General features: G+C 63.6%; 13 protein-coding genes and 1 pseudogene. 6 read left to right on the top strand and 8 right to left on the bottom strand.

The genetic code is table 11. From position 1 onward, the window contains the following. The 3 genes from HOY34_RS21115 to HOY34_RS21125 form a co-directional block, all read left to right on the top strand. A partial coding sequence (locus tag HOY34_RS21115) for an EF-Tu C-terminal domain-related protein (RefSeq protein WP_495553237.1) occupies window positions 1-318 on the top strand: 318 nt, incomplete at its 5' end. A 194-nt stretch (window positions 319-512) separates the two neighbouring features. Continuing rightward, window positions 513-1,859 carry a 3-phosphoshikimate 1-carboxyvinyltransferase gene (gene aroA, locus HOY34_RS21120; RefSeq protein ID WP_172366560.1) on the top strand — a complete coding sequence of 449 codons (1,347 nt, stop codon included), beginning with the start codon at window positions 513-515 and terminating at the stop codon, window positions 1,857-1,859. Window positions 1,860-1,892: 33 nt separating this feature from the next. Continuing rightward, a complete protein-coding gene (locus tag HOY34_RS21125; protein WP_172366561.1) occupies window positions 1,893-2,510 on the top strand; it encodes a hypothetical protein in 618 nt (205 codons plus the stop codon). 138 nt (window positions 2,511-2,648) lie between these two features. Here HOY34_RS21125 and HOY34_RS21130 read toward each other — a convergent pair whose 3' ends face one another. Further along, window positions 2,649-3,260, bottom strand: a complete 612-nt coding sequence (locus HOY34_RS21130; RefSeq protein WP_172366563.1) for a GcrA family cell cycle regulator — start codon at window positions 3,258-3,260, stop codon at window positions 2,649-2,651. Between the two features lie 391 nt (window positions 3,261-3,651). Between HOY34_RS21130 and HOY34_RS21135 the strand changes: the two genes are divergently transcribed. Both HOY34_RS21135 and argF read left to right on the top strand, forming a co-directional pair. Beyond that, window positions 3,652-4,827, top strand: a complete 1,176-nt coding sequence (locus HOY34_RS21135; RefSeq protein ID WP_172366565.1) for an aspartate aminotransferase family protein — start codon at window positions 3,652-3,654, stop codon at window positions 4,825-4,827. A gap of 89 nt (window positions 4,828-4,916) precedes the next feature. Beyond that, window positions 4,917-5,843, top strand: coding sequence for an ornithine carbamoyltransferase (gene argF, locus HOY34_RS21140; RefSeq protein WP_172366579.1), 927 nt, complete (start codon window positions 4,917-4,919; stop codon window positions 5,841-5,843). A 33-nt stretch (window positions 5,844-5,876) separates the two neighbouring features. Here the strand turns inward: argF and HOY34_RS21145 are convergent, their stop codons facing one another. From HOY34_RS21145 to HOY34_RS21175, 7 genes are all read right to left on the bottom strand, one after another. Further along, a complete protein-coding gene (locus tag HOY34_RS21145) occupies window positions 5,877-7,052 on the bottom strand; it encodes an MFS transporter (protein WP_172366566.1) in 1,176 nt (391 codons plus the stop codon). A 63-nt stretch (window positions 7,053-7,115) separates the two neighbouring features. Continuing rightward, window positions 7,116-9,530 carry an ATP-dependent helicase HrpB gene (gene hrpB, locus HOY34_RS21150; protein WP_172366568.1) on the bottom strand — a complete coding sequence of 805 codons (2,415 nt, stop codon included), beginning with the start codon at window positions 9,528-9,530 and terminating at the stop codon, window positions 7,116-7,118. Window positions 9,531-9,593: 63 nt separating this feature from the next. Beyond that, complete coding sequence (locus HOY34_RS21155) at window positions 9,594-10,658, bottom strand: heme-dependent oxidative N-demethylase family protein (protein ID WP_172366570.1); 1,065 nt, start codon at window positions 10,656-10,658, stop codon at window positions 9,594-9,596. Window positions 10,659-10,669: 11 nt separating this feature from the next. Then, on the bottom strand, window positions 10,670-11,632 hold the full coding sequence (locus HOY34_RS21160) for a PDR/VanB family oxidoreductase (RefSeq protein WP_172366572.1): 963 nt from the start codon (window positions 11,630-11,632) through the stop codon (window positions 10,670-10,672). Beyond that, on the bottom strand, window positions 11,629-12,237 hold the full coding sequence (locus HOY34_RS21165; protein ID WP_172366573.1) for a dimethylamine monooxygenase subunit DmmA family protein: 609 nt from the start codon (window positions 12,235-12,237) through the stop codon (window positions 11,629-11,631). The genes HOY34_RS21160 and HOY34_RS21165 overlap by 4 nt, the downstream gene beginning before the upstream one ends. A 187-nt stretch (window positions 12,238-12,424) precedes the next feature. Beyond that, window positions 12,425-13,564, bottom strand: a complete 1,140-nt coding sequence (locus HOY34_RS21170) for an aminomethyl transferase family protein (protein ID WP_172366575.1) — start codon at window positions 13,562-13,564, stop codon at window positions 12,425-12,427. A 249-nt stretch (window positions 13,565-13,813) separates the two neighbouring features. After that, window positions 13,814-15,154 carry an ammonium transporter family protein gene (locus tag HOY34_RS21175; RefSeq protein ID WP_172366577.1) on the bottom strand — a complete coding sequence of 447 codons (1,341 nt, stop codon included), beginning with the start codon at window positions 15,152-15,154 and terminating at the stop codon, window positions 13,814-13,816. 622 nt (window positions 15,155-15,776) lie between these two features. On the opposite strand from HOY34_RS21175, the pseudogene HOY34_RS22240 reads away from it, so the two are divergent. Continuing rightward, window positions 15,777-15,871, top strand: a pseudogene (locus HOY34_RS22240) (glutamine amidotransferase); the annotation flags it as partial.

The raw sequence follows: 15,871 nt of genomic DNA on the forward strand, positions 1-15,871 counted from the left end.
GGTCAGGTTCTGGCGAAGCCGAAATCGGTTAACCCGCACACCCAATTCGAGGCTGAGGCCTATATCCTCACCAAAGAAGAGGGCGGCCGCCACACCCCGTTCTTCGCAAACTACCGTCCGCAATTCTACTTCCGCACCACCGACGTCACCGGCATGGTGAAACTGCCGGAAGGCACGGAAATGGTTATGCCGGGCGACAACCTGAAGTTCGAAGTCGAACTGATCGCTCCGATCGCCATGGAAGAGAAGCTGCGCTTCGCTATCCGTGAAGGCGGCCGCACCGTTGGTGCAGGCGTTGTTGCGAAAATCATCAAGTGATCCGCAAGTGATCTGGGGGCCACAAGCCCGCAGATGACGACCTGATTACGAAAGGCCGCCCCGAAACGGGCGGCCTTTTTCGTGACCCTTTCGCCGCCAGGCTTTGCGGATCACCGCCAGCTGGTTTGCGATGCTGGACCCGCCTGACTGCTTGCGCTATCAGGCGTATGCATTTGCGGGGACGGGAGAGACCTATGTCGGGCCATGGTGAAGCACAGGTGATGATTTCGGCGAAAAGCGGGCCGCTGAAAGGCGTGGCCTCGGTCCCCGGGGACAAGTCGATCTCGCACCGCTCGCTGATTTTCGGCGCGATGGCGGTGGGTGAGACGCGGATCTCAGGCCTGCTGGAAGGCCAGGACGTCATCGATACCGCCAAAGCGATGCGGGCTTTCGGCGCCACGGTCACCCGCCTTGGCGAGGGCGACTGGACGGTCAATGGCGTCGGCGTGGGCGGCTTTCAGGAGCCCGCCGATGTGATCGATTGCGGCAATTCCGGCACCGGCGTGCGCCTGATCATGGGCACCATGGCGACGACGCCGATCTCGGCCACTTTCACTGGCGATGCCAGCCTGCGCAAACGCCCGATGGGCCGGGTGACCGACCCGCTGTCTCTGTTCGGCACCGAGGCTTATGGCCGCAAGGGCGGGCGTCTGCCGATGACGGTGGTTGGCGCGGCTGACCCTGTTCCGGTGCGCTATGCGCTGCCGGTTGCCTCGGCCCAGGTGAAATCTGCGGTGCTGCTGGCGGGGCTGAATGCGCCCGGTGAAACCGTTGTGATCGAGCGTGAGCCGACCCGCGACCATTCCGAGCGGATGCTGATCGGTTTCGGCGCTGATCTTCATGTCGAAAAGACCGCCGAGGGCCATGTCATCACCCTGAAAGGCCGGCCAGAGCTGCGCCCGCAAACCGTGGCCGTGCCGCGTGATCCCAGCTCGGCGGCCTTCCCGGTCTGCGCGGCGCTGATCACCGAGGGCTCGGATATCCGGGTGCCTGGTGTCAGCCAGAACCTGACCCGCAACGGGCTTTACCTGACGCTGGTCGAAATGGGCGCGCTGATCGACTTTGAGAACCCGCGCGAAGAGGGCGGCGAGCCGGTCGCCGATCTGCGCGTGCGCTTCTCGCCCGATATGAAGGGCATCGAGGTTCCGCCCGAACGCGCCCCCTCGATGATCGACGAATACCCGATCCTTTCGGTCGTGGCCTCTTTCGCCGAAGGCGTAACCACCATGCGCGGCGTCAAAGAGCTGCGCGTCAAGGAATCCGACCGTATTGACGCTATGGCGCGTGGTCTTGAGGCCTGCGGCGTCACGCTTGAAGAAGATGAGGACACGCTGATCGTCCACGGCATGGGCGCGGGCGGCATGCCCGGCGGCGCGACCTGCGCCACCCATCTCGACCACCGCATCGCCATGAGCTTCCTCGTGGCCGGTATGGCCTCAAAACGTGAGATCACCGTTGATGACGGCTCGCCCATCGTGACCTCTTTCCCGATTTTCGAGGGGCTGATGAATGGGCTTGGCGCCGCGATCCGTCGCGGCTGATCCTTTCATCCCGGACTTAAGGACGACCCGCATATGCGCATTGCCCAGCCATTCGCCGTTTTGTTTGCCATTTCTGCAGCCGCCTGTGCTGCTATGGCGCAGGCCCAGACGGCCGAACCCGATTTTTCGCAGATCGAGGCCGAGAGCCTCGACGCCGAAGATATGGAAGTGATGCCTGGCCAGCAGACCGACGGCTGGATCTCGCTTGAAGCCGAGGGCGCACGCCACGACTTCATCACCGTTAGCTTTCTTTACGACACGATGCGGGTCGGCACCGCTTCGGTCACCGATGGGTCCGAGACGGGCAATGAGGATATTCTTGCGATCTCGGGCGGCACGGAACCCGACGGAAGCGGGCCGTTCTTCCACCTGGCCTTTGGCTGGCCGGGTGAGGGGGCGGAGCCCCGGCTGAAGCCTGAAATCACCTGGTATCCCGAAGGCCAGGAGCCGCCCTTCTACGCAAGCCTGCTGGCGCGCCCGCCAGAGGTCAGGATCACCAGCTACAGCTTTGACGGCAAAAGCGGCTCGGTCAGCGGCAGCTTTTCGGGCGCTGTCTGCCGGGTCATCTCCTGGGAAACCGAAGAGCCCGACGCTGCCGATTGCCGCGATGTCTCGGGGGAGTTCGAAACAAAGCTTCATCCGGCCTTCTGAAGTCCCCCGGAAAAGCTCGCCGGAAAAGCCGCCCGGAAAAGCCCCGTGAAAACAGAAAAACCCGCAGGCGATCTCCTGCGGGTTCTTTGTTTTCGGCGGATCCTGGGGCCAGCCTGCAGCCCCCGGGCGCGGGCGGCCTTAACGGCGGCGGTCGCGCCTTGCGCTCATCGGTTGGAAGGCGACGCCGACATGGGCCTCGCAATAGGGTTTCCCGGCGACTGAGGGCAGGCCGCAGAACCAGAATTCCTCGGTTGCGGGATCGCCGATCGGCCATTTGCAGGTGCGCTCGGTCAGATCCATCAGGCTCAGCTTGCGGGCCCGCTTTTCGACCTCACGCACCGAGGCCAGCGCCTCGGGGCTGATCTCATTCAGCGAGGGCTGCGGCGGCAGCGGCTGACCGGCGGGCACGATGGCCTTGCGGATCGGCAGCGGCGTCACATTGGAGACAGGCGCCGGCGCGGGCTGCGCGGCGGCCGGGCGTGCGGCAGGTGCCGCCGGCTCTTCGCGCGGCGGTGGGGGCGCGGCCGCTGCGGGCGCAGGATCAGGACGCACAGGCGCCGCAGCTGCCGGGGCCGCTGCTGCCTCTTCCTCTTCCTTGCCGCCCACGCGGTTTGACAGGCCCAGTCGGTGCACTTTGCCGATCACCGCATTGCGGGTCACACCGCCAAGCTCTTTGGCGATCTGGCTGGCCGACTGACCCTCGCCCCACATGCGTTTGAGGGTTTCAACCCGCTCGTCCGTCCAGGACATATGCCTCTCCGCCTGTCTGAAATCCCCTGCATAATAGCTGTCAGGCAAGGGGGGCCGCAAGGGGATAGCGAATCAAATCCGCAGCGCAATGCCTGAGGGTTGCAGCGGGCGGCCAGACCAGCCCCCGCTTTCAGGGATGATAAAACCATTTACAACTGCGGCAGGGGTCGCTAACAAATCCGGCATGACCAAGAATGTGACCACTCCTGTCCATTTGCGACGCCGCTGAGGCGACGGTCCCGGCACGCCCTCCGGTCCCCATGGGCATTTCCTTAAAGTTTCGATCCGGCCGCGACAGGCGGCGTGTCATCTTCGGGATTCCAATCCTTGCTGTTGACACCCGTGATGCCCCGGCTTTACGCCTTTGGCTTCCATTCCTGAGGGAAACTCCATGATACCGCCCGTGCTTCCGACCTATAATCGCGCCCCCATCGCCTTTGCCCGCGGCCAGGGCAGCTGGCTTGAGGCGACCGATGGTCGTCGTTTCCTGGATCTCGGGGCAGGGATCGCGGTCAATGCGCTTGGCCATGCCGCGCCGGAACTGGTCGCCACGCTGACCGAGCAGGCCGCAAAGCTCTGGCATGTCTCGAATGTCTACACGATCCCCGAGCAAGAGCGGCTGGCCGCGCTGCTGGTCGAGCAGACCTTCGCCGATACGGTGTTTTTCACCAATTCCGGCACCGAGACCGCCGAACTGGCGATCAAGATGGCGCGGAAATTCCATTATGAAAACGGCCAGCCCGAGCGCACCGCTTTCATCGCCTTTGAAGGCGCCTTCCATGGCCGCTCGACCGGGGCGATTGCGCTGGCGGGGTCGGAAAAGATGGTCAAGGGCTATGGCCCGCTGATGGAGGGCTTTCAGCAGCTGCCCTGGAATGACCTGGACGCGATCCGCGCGGCCATCACGCCAGAAACCTGCGCCGTCATCCTTGAGCCGATTCAGGGCGAGGGCGGCATCCGCCCCTTCCCGGACGCGGTTCTGAAAGAAATCCGGGCGCTTTGCGATCAGACCGGCACCCTTCTGATCCTTGATGAGGTGCAATCGGGCATGGGTCGCACCGGTCGGTTTTTCGCCCATGAGCTCAGCGGCATCACGCCTGACATCATGATGGTGGCCAAAGGCATCGGTGGCGGCTTCCCGCTGGGCGCGGTGCTCGCCACCGAAGCCGCTGCCAAAGGCATGACGGCTGGCAGCCACGGCTCTACCTATGGCGGCAACCCGCTGGCCTGCGCGGTTGGGGCACGGGTGACGGAAATCATCGCGGATCCGGCCTTCCTGGCCGAGGTTTCCCGCAAAGGGGCGCTGCTGCGGCAGGGGCTTGAATCGCTGATCGCGCGCCACCCTGCGATCTTTACCGAGGTGCGGGGCGAAGGCCTGATGCTTGGGCTGAAATGCATCCCCGCCCCTGGTGATGTGGTGAACGCAGGCTACAGGGCCGGCCTTCTGACAGTCGCTGCAGCCGACAATGTGCTGCGCATTCTGCCCGCGCTGAACATCCCCGACCAGGACATCGCCGAGGCGCTCAGCCGCCTCGACCAGGTGGCAACAGACCTGGCCGCTGCCTGATTTCATCCGTCCATAAATATCCCGGGGGAGGGCGTCAGCCCGTGGGGGCAGCGCCCCTGAACCCGGCCACCACAAGCGAGCCGTCTGACATGAAGCATTTCCTCGACATCCACACCACCAGCCCCGAAGATCTTCGCTCGATGATCGACCGGGCGCATGCGATGAAATCCGCGCGCAAGGATCTGCCCAAAGGCACCCCGGACCCCGATCAGCCGCTGAAAGGCCGCATGGTCGCGCTGATCTTTGAAAAACCCTCGACCCGTACCCGCGTCTCCTTCGATGTCGGTGCGCGCCAGCTTGGTGCCGAGACGATGGTGCTTTCGGGCAAGGAAATGCAGCTGGGCCATGGCGAGACCATTGCCGATACCGCCAAAGTGCTGTCGCGCTATGTCGATCTGATCATGATCCGCACCTTTGAAGAGGACACGCTGCTTGAGATGGCCGAACACGCCAGCGTTCCGGTGATCAACGGCCTGACCAATCGCACCCATCCCTGCCAGATCATGGCCGATATCCAGACCTATGAGGAACATCGCGGGCCGATCCGCGGCCGCAAGGTGGTCTGGGCGGGTGACGGCAACAATGTCTGCGCCAGCTTCCTGCATGCGGCGGGGCAGTTCGGCTTCGATATGACCTTTACCGGCCCGGAAACCCTGGACCCAGAGGGGAAATGGGTCGATTTCGCCCGCTCGAAAGGCTCTAAGGTCACCATCCAGCGCGATCCTTTCACCGCCGTCGAAGGTGCGGATCTGGTGGTAACCGATACCTGGGTTTCGATGCATGACCCGGAATCCGCCCGTGAGCGGCGGCACAACCAGCTGCGCCCCTATCAGGTGAACGAGCAGCTGATGAGCCGCGCGAAGCCCGACGCGCTTTTCATGCATTGCCTGCCCGCGCACCGCAATGACGAGGCGACCAGCGCCGTGATGGACGGCCCGCATTCGGTGATCTTCGATGAGGCCGAAAACCGCCTTCACGCGCAAAAGGCGGTGATGCGCTGGTGCCTCGGGGTGTAAGCTCCCGTCCTGTTGCGGGCAGCCCTGACAGGATTACACGGTCTGACGATGATCGGCGCTGGCGGTGCGACCTGCCAGTGCCGCAAGCCCCAGGATGATCAGCGCAAGGCCGCCAAAGGTGACCTGGTGGCCCAGATGCTCGGCGATGAAGCCGATTGAGGCGGGCGCCATCAGGATCCCGGCATAGCCAACCATCGTCACCACCGACAGGGCGGCCCCGGGGCGCTGGCCCGGGTAATTTCCGGCAGCCGAAAAGATCACCGGCACCAGATTGGCGCAGCCAAACCCCGCCAGGGCAAAGCCCGCAATCGCCAGCCAGCTGTGCGGTGCAATCGCGGCGATCATCATCCCGGTTTCGGCCACCAGCGCCGAGACGAAGAAGGTCCGCACGCCGCCAAAGATATTGCGCAGCCGGTCGCCCAGAAAACGGGTGATCGCCATGGTCGCGGCGAAAAGCGCAAAGCCCAGGCCCGCGGTGAATTCATCGGCGCCAAAGGCCTCGCTGAGGTAAAGCGCGGCCCAGTCCAGCACCGAGCCCTCGGGCACGAAAGCCATCAGCGCCATCAGGCCAAGGATCCAGATGCCGGGATCTTTGGGCAGGAAGCTGTCTTTGGGGGCAGCCTCGCCAGCAATGGTTTCGGGGGGCAGCGGTGCCTCGCCGCGCAAAAACGGCAGCGCGATCAGCACGATGGTTGCAATCACCCCGGCGGCGATCAGCGACTGGGTTCCGGCTGAGGTTCTGGCGATGATCCAGGCCCCGCCCGTGCCTGCGACAAAGCCGCCAAGGCTCCAGAACCCATGCAGCGAGGACATGATGGCACGGCCCATGCGGCGCTCGACCTCGACGGCGTTGGAATTGGCCAGCACGTCAAGAAAGCCCATCATCAGGCCGAAAACCATCATCGCTAAGGCCAGCAAAGGCAGGCTGGGCGCATAGACCACCAGCGGCAGCACCGGGATCTGCGCCAGCGCCGCCAGCTGCAACAGGGGCTTTGTGCCGTATTTCGCAATCAGTTTGCCCGCCACCAGCATGGCCAGCATCGCGCCGATCCCCAGTCCCAGGATCAAAAGCCCCAGCACCGTTTTGTCGATACCGTGTTTGGGCAGCAAAAGCGGGATTTGCGGTGCCCATGCGCCGACCAGCATGCCGCCGGCCCCAAACATCGCGGCCAGCGCCCAGCGGGCGCGTCTGGTTTCTGTTGCGGTCATGACGCGGCCCCCTCTGATAGCGCCATCATCTCTAGCCGCTGCATCTCTGGCCGGGAAGGGGGATCAGCTGCGGGGTTTGGCCCTGAGTGTCGGTTCGGCCTCGCGCGGGTCCTCGGGCCAGGGGTGGCGGGGATATTCGCCGCGCATATCCTTGCGCACATCGGCATAGCTATTGGCCCAGAAACCCGGCAGATCCAGCGTCACCTGCACCGGGCGGCGGGCCGGAGACAAAAGCGTGATGCGCAGCGGCTGGCGGTTTTGCCCGACCACCGGATGGGCGGTGACGCCGAACATCTCTTGCAGGCGCACCTCAATCGCGGGGTGCTCGCCATCGTAATCGATCGGCACCTGGCGGCCCAGCGGCGTGGTGAAATGCGCGGGCGCCAGGCGGTCGGTCTGGGCCATGCGGTCCCAGCCGATATGGGCCTTCAGCGCCTCGGTCAGGTCGAGGTTGCGCAGATCGGCAAGGGTGCGGGCGCGGCCCAGATGCGGCAAAAGCCAGTCTTCGGCAGAGATCAGCAGTGCCTCATCGCTGACCTCGGGCCAGTCATCGGCGCGGGTAAGCGCGATCCGCGCCCGCAGACGCGCCGCCCCCGGCGACCAGGTCAGGCCATTTTCGCGCAAGCCCGCCAGTGCGGCCCGGGCCAGGGCCTCGGGGGGGGCATCGGTCCAGGGGCGTTCGGTCAGGATCAGCGCCCCAAAGCGCTCGCGGCGCAGGGCCTGGACGCGGGCCTCGCGGCTGTTCCAGATCACCTCGTCCGACCAGGCGATCTTTGCGCCATGGACCTCGCGCAGCTCATCCTCGGTGATGGCAAGGCCAAGGCGCAGACCCGCCTCGCGCAGATCGCCGTCCAGGTCGCAGGCGACGATCAGGCGCTCTTTGGCCAGCGCGGTGCCCGGCTCGATCACCGCGCCTTTGCCGCCTGACAACAGATAGCGGGGTGCCTCGCCCCTGCGCCGCAGGCCGATGCGGTCGGGCCAGGCAAGCGCCGCCCATTGCGCCAGGGAAAGGCCAGGGATGCGGCCCTTTGGCACCGCGCGGGCCAGGCGTTTGGCTTCCTGGCGGATGCGCTCGATCACGGCGCGATTGGCGGTCTCTGGCGGGCGTTCGATGGCTTTCAGGCGCAAGAGCAGGTCCGGCCCCGCGCCGCGCATCGGGTCGCGTTCCACGGCAAGTGCAGCCAGGGGCGCGGCATCGGGCCCGGCGATCACCAGCATATGGCCAAGGCGCGGATGGACGGGCAGGCGCGACAGCTGACGCCCGTGATCGGTGATCGAGCCGCCCCGGTCCAGCGCGCCAAGCGCTGTCAGCAGATCACGCGCCTCTTTCAGCGTGCCGGGGTGGGGCGGGGTCAGGAAGGGCAGATCGTCCGAGCCCCATTCCGCCAGCTCCAGCGCCAGCGGCGTCAGATCGGCCGAGGCGATTTCGGGCGGCGGGAAGGCGGCAAGGCCACCCTCTTCGCCCTTGCTCCACATGCGGTAGCAGATGCCCGCCGCCACCCGGCCCGCACGGCCGCGGCGCTGTTCGGCCTCGGCGCGGGTGACGCGTTCGGTTACCAGCCGCGACATGCCAGAGGCGGGGTCGAACCGCGCCCGCCGCGCCCGGCCGCCATCGACGACCACGCGGATATCGGGCAGCGTCAGCGAGGTTTCGGCGATAGAGGTCGCCAGCACGACGCGCCTTTGGCCGGGAACCGGGGCCAGCGCGGCGCGCTGCGCCTGGAAATCCATCGCGCCGTAAAGCGGGCGCAGGGCGATGCCGGGGATGCCCTGCAGCCGGGCCTCGACGCGGCGGATCTCACCCTCGCCGGGCAGGAAGGCCAGAAGCCCGCCCTCAGATGTCTCGTCCAGCGCCTGGGTGATCAGCCCGGCTATTGCGGCGTCAAAGCGCAGGCTGGTGTCCAGCGGGCGCGGCAGCCAGCGGGTTTCCACCGGGTAGGCGCGGCCCTCGGCGGTGATCATCGGCGCATTGTCCAAAAGCGCGGCGACGGGGGCTGCATCCAGCGTCGCCGACATCACCAGCAGCGCCAGATCGGGGCGCAGGGCGGCGCGGATTTCCAGCACCAGCGCAAGCCCCAGATCGGCCTGGAGCGAGCGTTCGTGAAATTCATCAAAGATCACGCAGGCGATGCCGGGCAGTTCCGGATCGGCCTGGATCATGCGGGTCAGGATGCCCTCGGTCACCACCTCGATGCGGGTTTTCGCAGAGACCTTCGCCTCACCCCGGATGCGGTAGCCGACGGTTTCGCCGACCTGTTCGCCCAGCGTTTCGGCCATGCGCTCGGCGCTGGCGCGGGCGGCAAGGCGGCGCGGCTCCAGCATCAGGATGCGGCCCCGGAAGAGGCCCGAGGCCAGCAGATCCAGCGGCACCAGCGTCGTCTTGCCCGCCCCGGGTGGGGCCTGCAAAACGGCACGCCCCTCACGGGCGAGCGCGTCGCGCAGGTCTGGCAGAATCGCGGTGACGGGCAGTTGTTCCATGCCCGCTATATGGCAAGTGCTGTGCGTTTAGGCCAGCATCTGCGCGGGCCTGACCCGCTGATCTCAATCCTCGGGCCACCAGCCGGGCGATGTGGGCGCACCGTCATCAAACCGCGCCAGATACTCAAGGATCATCGGCTTGTTGCGGATAAAGCCCTTATAGGTCGCCAGCTCATCGGGCAGGCCCCGGATCACCCGGTGGAAGCGCCGGGCCCATTTCGGCTGGGTGACCAGATCATCAAGGCTGATCAGATAGCAGCGGATCGGGAAGCAGATCGCGTTCGAGCGCGGCAGGCGGATCAGCGTCTGCAGCTCGACCCGCAGATGCTGGCGCTGGCCGATGGTTTCCGGCGTCATCGTGGTCTTGGATGGCCCCCATTTCGGGTAATTCTCGGGGCTGGTATCGAGCAGCGGGTCGACTGTCATCGTCCAGTTGAAGCGCCGCACCGGCGCGCCATATTGCAAGGCAAGCAGGAATTTCAGCGCCCGGTCAAAGATCCCCATCTGATGCGCCAGCGGCACCGGGGCATGCCATTCGTGGAAATTCATCCCGATGTCGAAATCAAGGCTCCAGTCGGCCTGGGAGGTGACCATCCCCGCCTCGATCCAGAGATTGTCCTCGCGCTGGTCCTGCAGGGTGAAATCGCCCTGGGCCTGGCGGGTGATATATTCGAACGGGCCATAGGGCAGGGTAGACTCATCGAGGAAGGTGAACTTCTGGTCGATCCCCAGGGGGCGGTTGATCCAGTGCCAGCGATTGCCGTCTTTGGTCAGCGAGAACCAATGCGGGTAATCTTCCGCAAATTTCTCCATGATCAGTTCCAGCAGATCCCAGCCCGCCAGCGTCATATGCGGCAGCGACTGGCAGCGCAGCGGGTCTTGCTCCAGCACCCGGGCGCGGTCGCGCATTTCCGAGACGTAATGTTCATCGACGTCGAAGTAATGCTCGAACACCGAGCCGGGGCGGCCCTTTACATGCGGCTCCATATTCACCGAATACATGTAATCGTCTTCGGGGAAGGGGAAGGGGAAGCGTTTCACCGCATGGGGGGAATTGCGGTAGCTGTAATCGCCGAAAAAGCTTTCGTCGCGGAAGAACGGGTCTTTGAACGGGGCATCAAGGCTCATCGCGTTCTCCTTCAGAGGTCAATGACCAGGCGCTCGCCTTTGAAACGCGAGACGCAGGGCATGATATGGGTTTTCGCGGCTTTCTGATCGTCAGACAGCCAGTGATCGTAATGCAGGATCTCGCCCTCGGCGGCGTCCACTTTGCATTCGCATTGGCCGCAGGCGCCGCCCCGGCAAAGGTATGGCGCGTCGATGCCTGCGGCCTCCAGCGCCTCAAGCATCGACTGGGTCGGGCCGACATCGATGCTGACGCCTGAACGTGACAGCTGAACCGTGAAGGCTTCGCCCACCGGCGGGGCGAGGAATTCCTCGGAATGCAGCGCCCCCTTTGGCCAGCCCATTTTCTGCGCGGTTGACAGCACCCAGCCGATCATTCCTTTTGGCCCGCAGACATAAAGATGCGTGCCGATAGGCTGCGTTTTCAAAAGGTTGGCGAGGTCGATCGCCTGTTTCTCGACATCGTAATAGCGGTGCAGGCGCTCGCCATAGCGGGCCGAAAGCTCTGCCCCATAGGCGCAAAGATCGGCGTCGCGGGCGGCGTAATGCAGCTCGAACCGATGGCCGAGGCTGTCGAGCTGCGCCATCTGCGCGATGAAAGGTGTGATGCCGATACCGCCTGCGATCATCAGGTGTTTTCGCGCCCGCAGATCAAGGCCAAAGAGGTTCACCGGCTGTGAGATCACCATCTTCATGCCGGGCTTCACGCCCTTATGCATGAACAAAGACCCACCGCGCCCGCTATCATCGCGGCGCACCGAAATCTCATAGCCCGAGCTGTCAGCAGGGTCCGACATCAGCGAATAGGCGTTCAGACGGCGGGTGCCATTGTCGTCCATCTCGACGACGGTATGGGCGCCACCGGAAAAGCCGGGCATCGCCCCGCCATCCTCGCGCACAAAGCGAAAGCGTTTGATCAGGCTGTTGACCTCGACCACCTCGGTCACGGTCACATTCATACGTGTCTGATTGCTCATTTGAAACGCTCCTCAGACGGGGGCACTTCGCCGGGGTCTTCGGCGTCGATGCAGACGCCCTGAAAGGCGGCGAGGCGGCGCGAGTAATGGTCGCGCACGAAGAGGTTCAGCCCGCAATGCGCGCAGACAAAGGGGTCAAGCGTGACGTTCTCAGTGATCCCCTTGCAATGGACGCATTGCACGCGCCGGGCCAGTGATCCGCGCTGCTCGGTCGTCAGCGCATCATGGGGCAGGCCGGCGGCCATCGCGTCGCGCTGCACCTGGCCGATCAGCCCCTCGGTCCCGGCGGCGTAAAGCTGCAGCCCCATATGGGCGTCGCCCAGCACCTTGTTGATGCGCTGCGAGGCGCTGGCATAGCTGGGTGCGGGGTGAAACACCCGCGCCCCAAGGCCCGAGACCATCCCGGTCAGATCGGTGCCATTCGCCCCTGGAATATAGATGATATGGGCCCGGGGCTTCATATCGGGCGCGGCATTCAGCAGGCTGGCCACCGCCTCGCCGCCTTCGCCATCGGCGACAATGAAATGGTAAGACCCCTGTTTCGGCACCAGCCGCCCATAAAGCGGGCGTGATTTCATGACATCATCGGCTTGCGTTTGCGACATTCTTTTTCTTTCGCTCTGGCGTGACAGGCCCGCGAAACGGGCTGTCGGCTTCGTCGGCCTCCCTTCTCCCCCAAAGCCTCTGACGGGCCTTCCTCCCTGGAGGGGGTGCCCGCTGCCAGATGGCGGCAGAGGGCGGGATCGACAGGGCTGACGCTGCGGTCAGCCCCTGAAGGGTAACCCTTGCGGGTCAGCCCTTTGCGGTGCGGCGCTTTTTCTCGATGTCGTAGAAGGGCATCGAATGGCTGACGGCCGCGATTTCACCATGGGTGGCGCAGTTCACCACCAGTTTGGTGTCATTGTTGGCGCAATCCACCGGCAGGCGGGCGATGGCGACGGTGTGGTTGTTCAGGGGCGAATGCATGGCCTGCGTCACCACGCCGACCTGCTTGCCGCCTTTGAAGACCGGCGCGCCATTGCCGGGCACATTGGTGCCTTCCAGCTTCAGGCCCCAGATCTTAAAGCGCTCTTTGCCCTTCAGACGGTAATGTTCATCGGCGCCGCGGAAGCCCTGTTTGCCGGGCGAGACGGTGAAATCAAGCCCCAGCTCCCACAGCGTATCGCCGCCGGGCTGATCGTCGAAAGGATACATCTCGCTGTTGTCATAGGGGAAGAACAGCAGATAGCTTTCGGTCCGCAAAAGATCGAGCGTGGTGAAACGGCAGGGGATGATCCCTTGCTCGCCGCCCTCGGACAGGATCCGGTCCCAGATCAGCGGTGCATCCTGGCCACGCACGAACAGCTCATAGCCGCGCTCGCCCGTGTAGCCGGTGCGCGAGATCATCGCAGGCTTGCCGAAAAGCGAGGTCTGCATATGGCTGAAATAGGCCAGATCGCGGATGCCCGGCACGTGCTTGGCCAGGAAGTCCACCGCCAGCGGGCCCTGCAGCGACAGATCATGCAGATTGTCGTCAAAGCGCATATGCACATCGCGGCCCTGGGCATACATGCTGAGCTGCTCATGCCCCGCGCCCGCGCCATGGACCACCATGAAGGCATTCGGCCCGGTGCGGTAGATCACGCAGTCGTCGACGAATTTGCCGCCGTCATTCAGCATGCAGGCATAGACCGAGCGGCCCGGCATCAGCTTTTCCATGTTCCGCGTCGTCGCACGTTCGATCACATGGCTGGCGGCGGGGCCGACCAGATGCACCTTTTTCAGCCCCGAGACGTCCATCAGCCCGGCTTTGGTGCGGATCGCCATATATTCTTCGGTCGGATCGCCCGAGGTGTAAGACCATGCCGTGCCCATGCCGCTCCAGTCTTCCAGATCAGAGCCGAGGGCCCGATGCCGGTCACCAAGTGCAGAGAACCTCCAGGAATTGGTCATGATTCCTCCCGTCGTATTTTTGTGGATGTTGCGACTCAGTCTGGGTGGGGAAATTCAGAAAATCAACATTCATGTTAAAAAAGGTTTCCTGTCAGGGAAGTAGGTGCCTTTCGGCTGCCCTTAGCGGGGCAGGTGGCGTGATTGTGCCTTCTGATTGTGCGGTTCTGGTTTGGCTCTGGCCTGCGTCAGAACGTGAAAAACCGGCAGGCAGGGCCCGCCGGTTCGCCGCAAACGCTGGTGCGGATGCACCTATTTCCCGTTGTCGAGGCCCCAACGCAGCCTGTCGAGGCCCTCGGCCTGTTCCTCCTCGGGGATGCGCAGCCCTGTCGTCGCCTTCAGCAGCACCGACATGACCAGCCCGGTCACCACCCCCGCACCCAGACAGACCACAAAGCCCGCCAACTGCATCAAAAGGCTGATCTGGCCGTGCTGATAGGCATAGGGCCCCTCGGTGATGCCCCAATAACCGCCGCGCGGCGTGCCCGCCTTGAAGAGGCCGATCATCACCAGGCCGTAAAAGCCCGCCCCCAGGAACAGCGGGAACAGCTTATGCTCGTCGATCTCGCGTTTCGAGGTGAAGTCATAGACCAGCCAGCACATGAAGGGCGCGCCCAGAGCAACGAGGAACATCTGCCAGGGCAGCCAGACATCAAAGCCCGGTGCACCCGCGACATAGCCACCCAGCGGGCCGAAAAGCAGGTAAATATAGTGCTTCGTCTTATATGAGATCGCCGCGCCCGCAATCGCGCCCCCGGCCCAGGCCAGCGCGTAATTGTTGAAGGCGATCCCCAGCGAAGTATCCGCCATGGTGACGGAAATCGCATAAGCCTCTGGATCGACAAAGAAAAGGCAGGACAGAATCACCATGGGCAGGCCCGAGAAGATGGTAATTACCCCCGTTGCCGCCAGCCCGATCGAGGGGGCCTGATAGCTGGGCACCTTTGGATGGGGCGAGAACATGCCGGGGCGCTTGCCCAGCTGCGGCACCAGCACCATCGCAATCCCGGTCGGGAAAACATAGACGAAACCGATGCCGAAGAAGTCATGGAAACCGGCATTGGTCAGTGGCCCGACCGAGCCCCAGACCGCCCAGCTAAGCACCGAGGAAACCACCGTCGCCACCACGCAGGTGATGTAGAAGGCCGAGGCTTTCATCCGCTCTGACACCGCGAAATGCAGCAGGACATTGATGATCCCGGCAAAGCAGGCGAGGAAGAAAATGAAGATCTGGAAAGTGTTCAGCCCGGGCCAGATGGCCGGGTCAACGCTTTGCGCATGGGCGTTCGACAGCGCGCCAAAGAACCACCAGTCCTTCAGCGAATCCATCATCGTGGCGCCGCCCATGATGTAATACTGGCCCGCCCAGAACCCGAAACCGACTGCGAAATAGGTGGCAAAACCAATAAAAAACCCCACCATTTTCTCAATGGTGGAGTTGTAGAGATTGGCACTGCGGGTGGTGCCCGCATCTATCATCAAAAGGCCCGCGACAACCATCAGCGCCCCGACTGTGCCAGACCCATAAATCAGGTTCTGGACCAGCTGGTTCAGAGTCACCTGTTCCGCGAAGAACGTGGCAGTTCCTTCCATCCATGCACTCCCTATTGGTGGTTCCGGCCTCCTCCATGGGGCCGGTTTCCCTGGTCTTTCCGGCCTCTGGCCGGCGGTTCCGGTCTTTTGCTTCCCGCGGCCAGCCTGTACCCGGATGGGCAGAGACATGGCGCGGGAATTGCCGGTTTTGGCAGCCCGGCCTGCAACAGCGCGGGCAAAATGCTCCCGTCGCAGGTGGGGTGTGCGGCATAGAGTCGCATGCCTGCGGGATGGGCGCAGTCTGTAAGGGCGCCAGTTGAAAATCAATAGAAATGGAAAAAACTTTTCCTGTCAGGCAAATGAATCGCCGCGCTGACACAGGGCAAGATGTTGAGCGAAAAGACTTACCCAGCAGAGACCCATGGCGGCAGATGGGATAATTTTCGCAAGCCCAGCCCCTGTGCTGCGGTTGCGAGGTCAGCCCGGAAAGCTGCTTTTCCGCGGCAGGTGTCAGGTTAATGCGCTGATATTTATGAAAAATAATCGGTGGCTGATCGCATTTTCAGCAAGATCGCCTGAAATTATGAAATTATTCCCATCATTCAACTTTCTTTCTTGCTGTTTGTTTCTTTGGTTTGTTAGGCTTTGTCTGCGCCAGAGCTAATTTTAGGGAGACGGGGCCATGTGCGGCATTGTCGGCTTGTTTTTGAAGGACCGTTCGCTGGAGGCCGATTTGGGCCGTTTGCTGACGGATATGCTGATCACGATGACGGATCG

It is taken from the genome of Pseudogemmobacter hezensis, assembly GCF_013155295.1.
Taxonomy (GTDB): domain Bacteria; phylum Pseudomonadota; class Alphaproteobacteria; order Rhodobacterales; family Rhodobacteraceae; genus Pseudogemmobacter; species Pseudogemmobacter hezensis.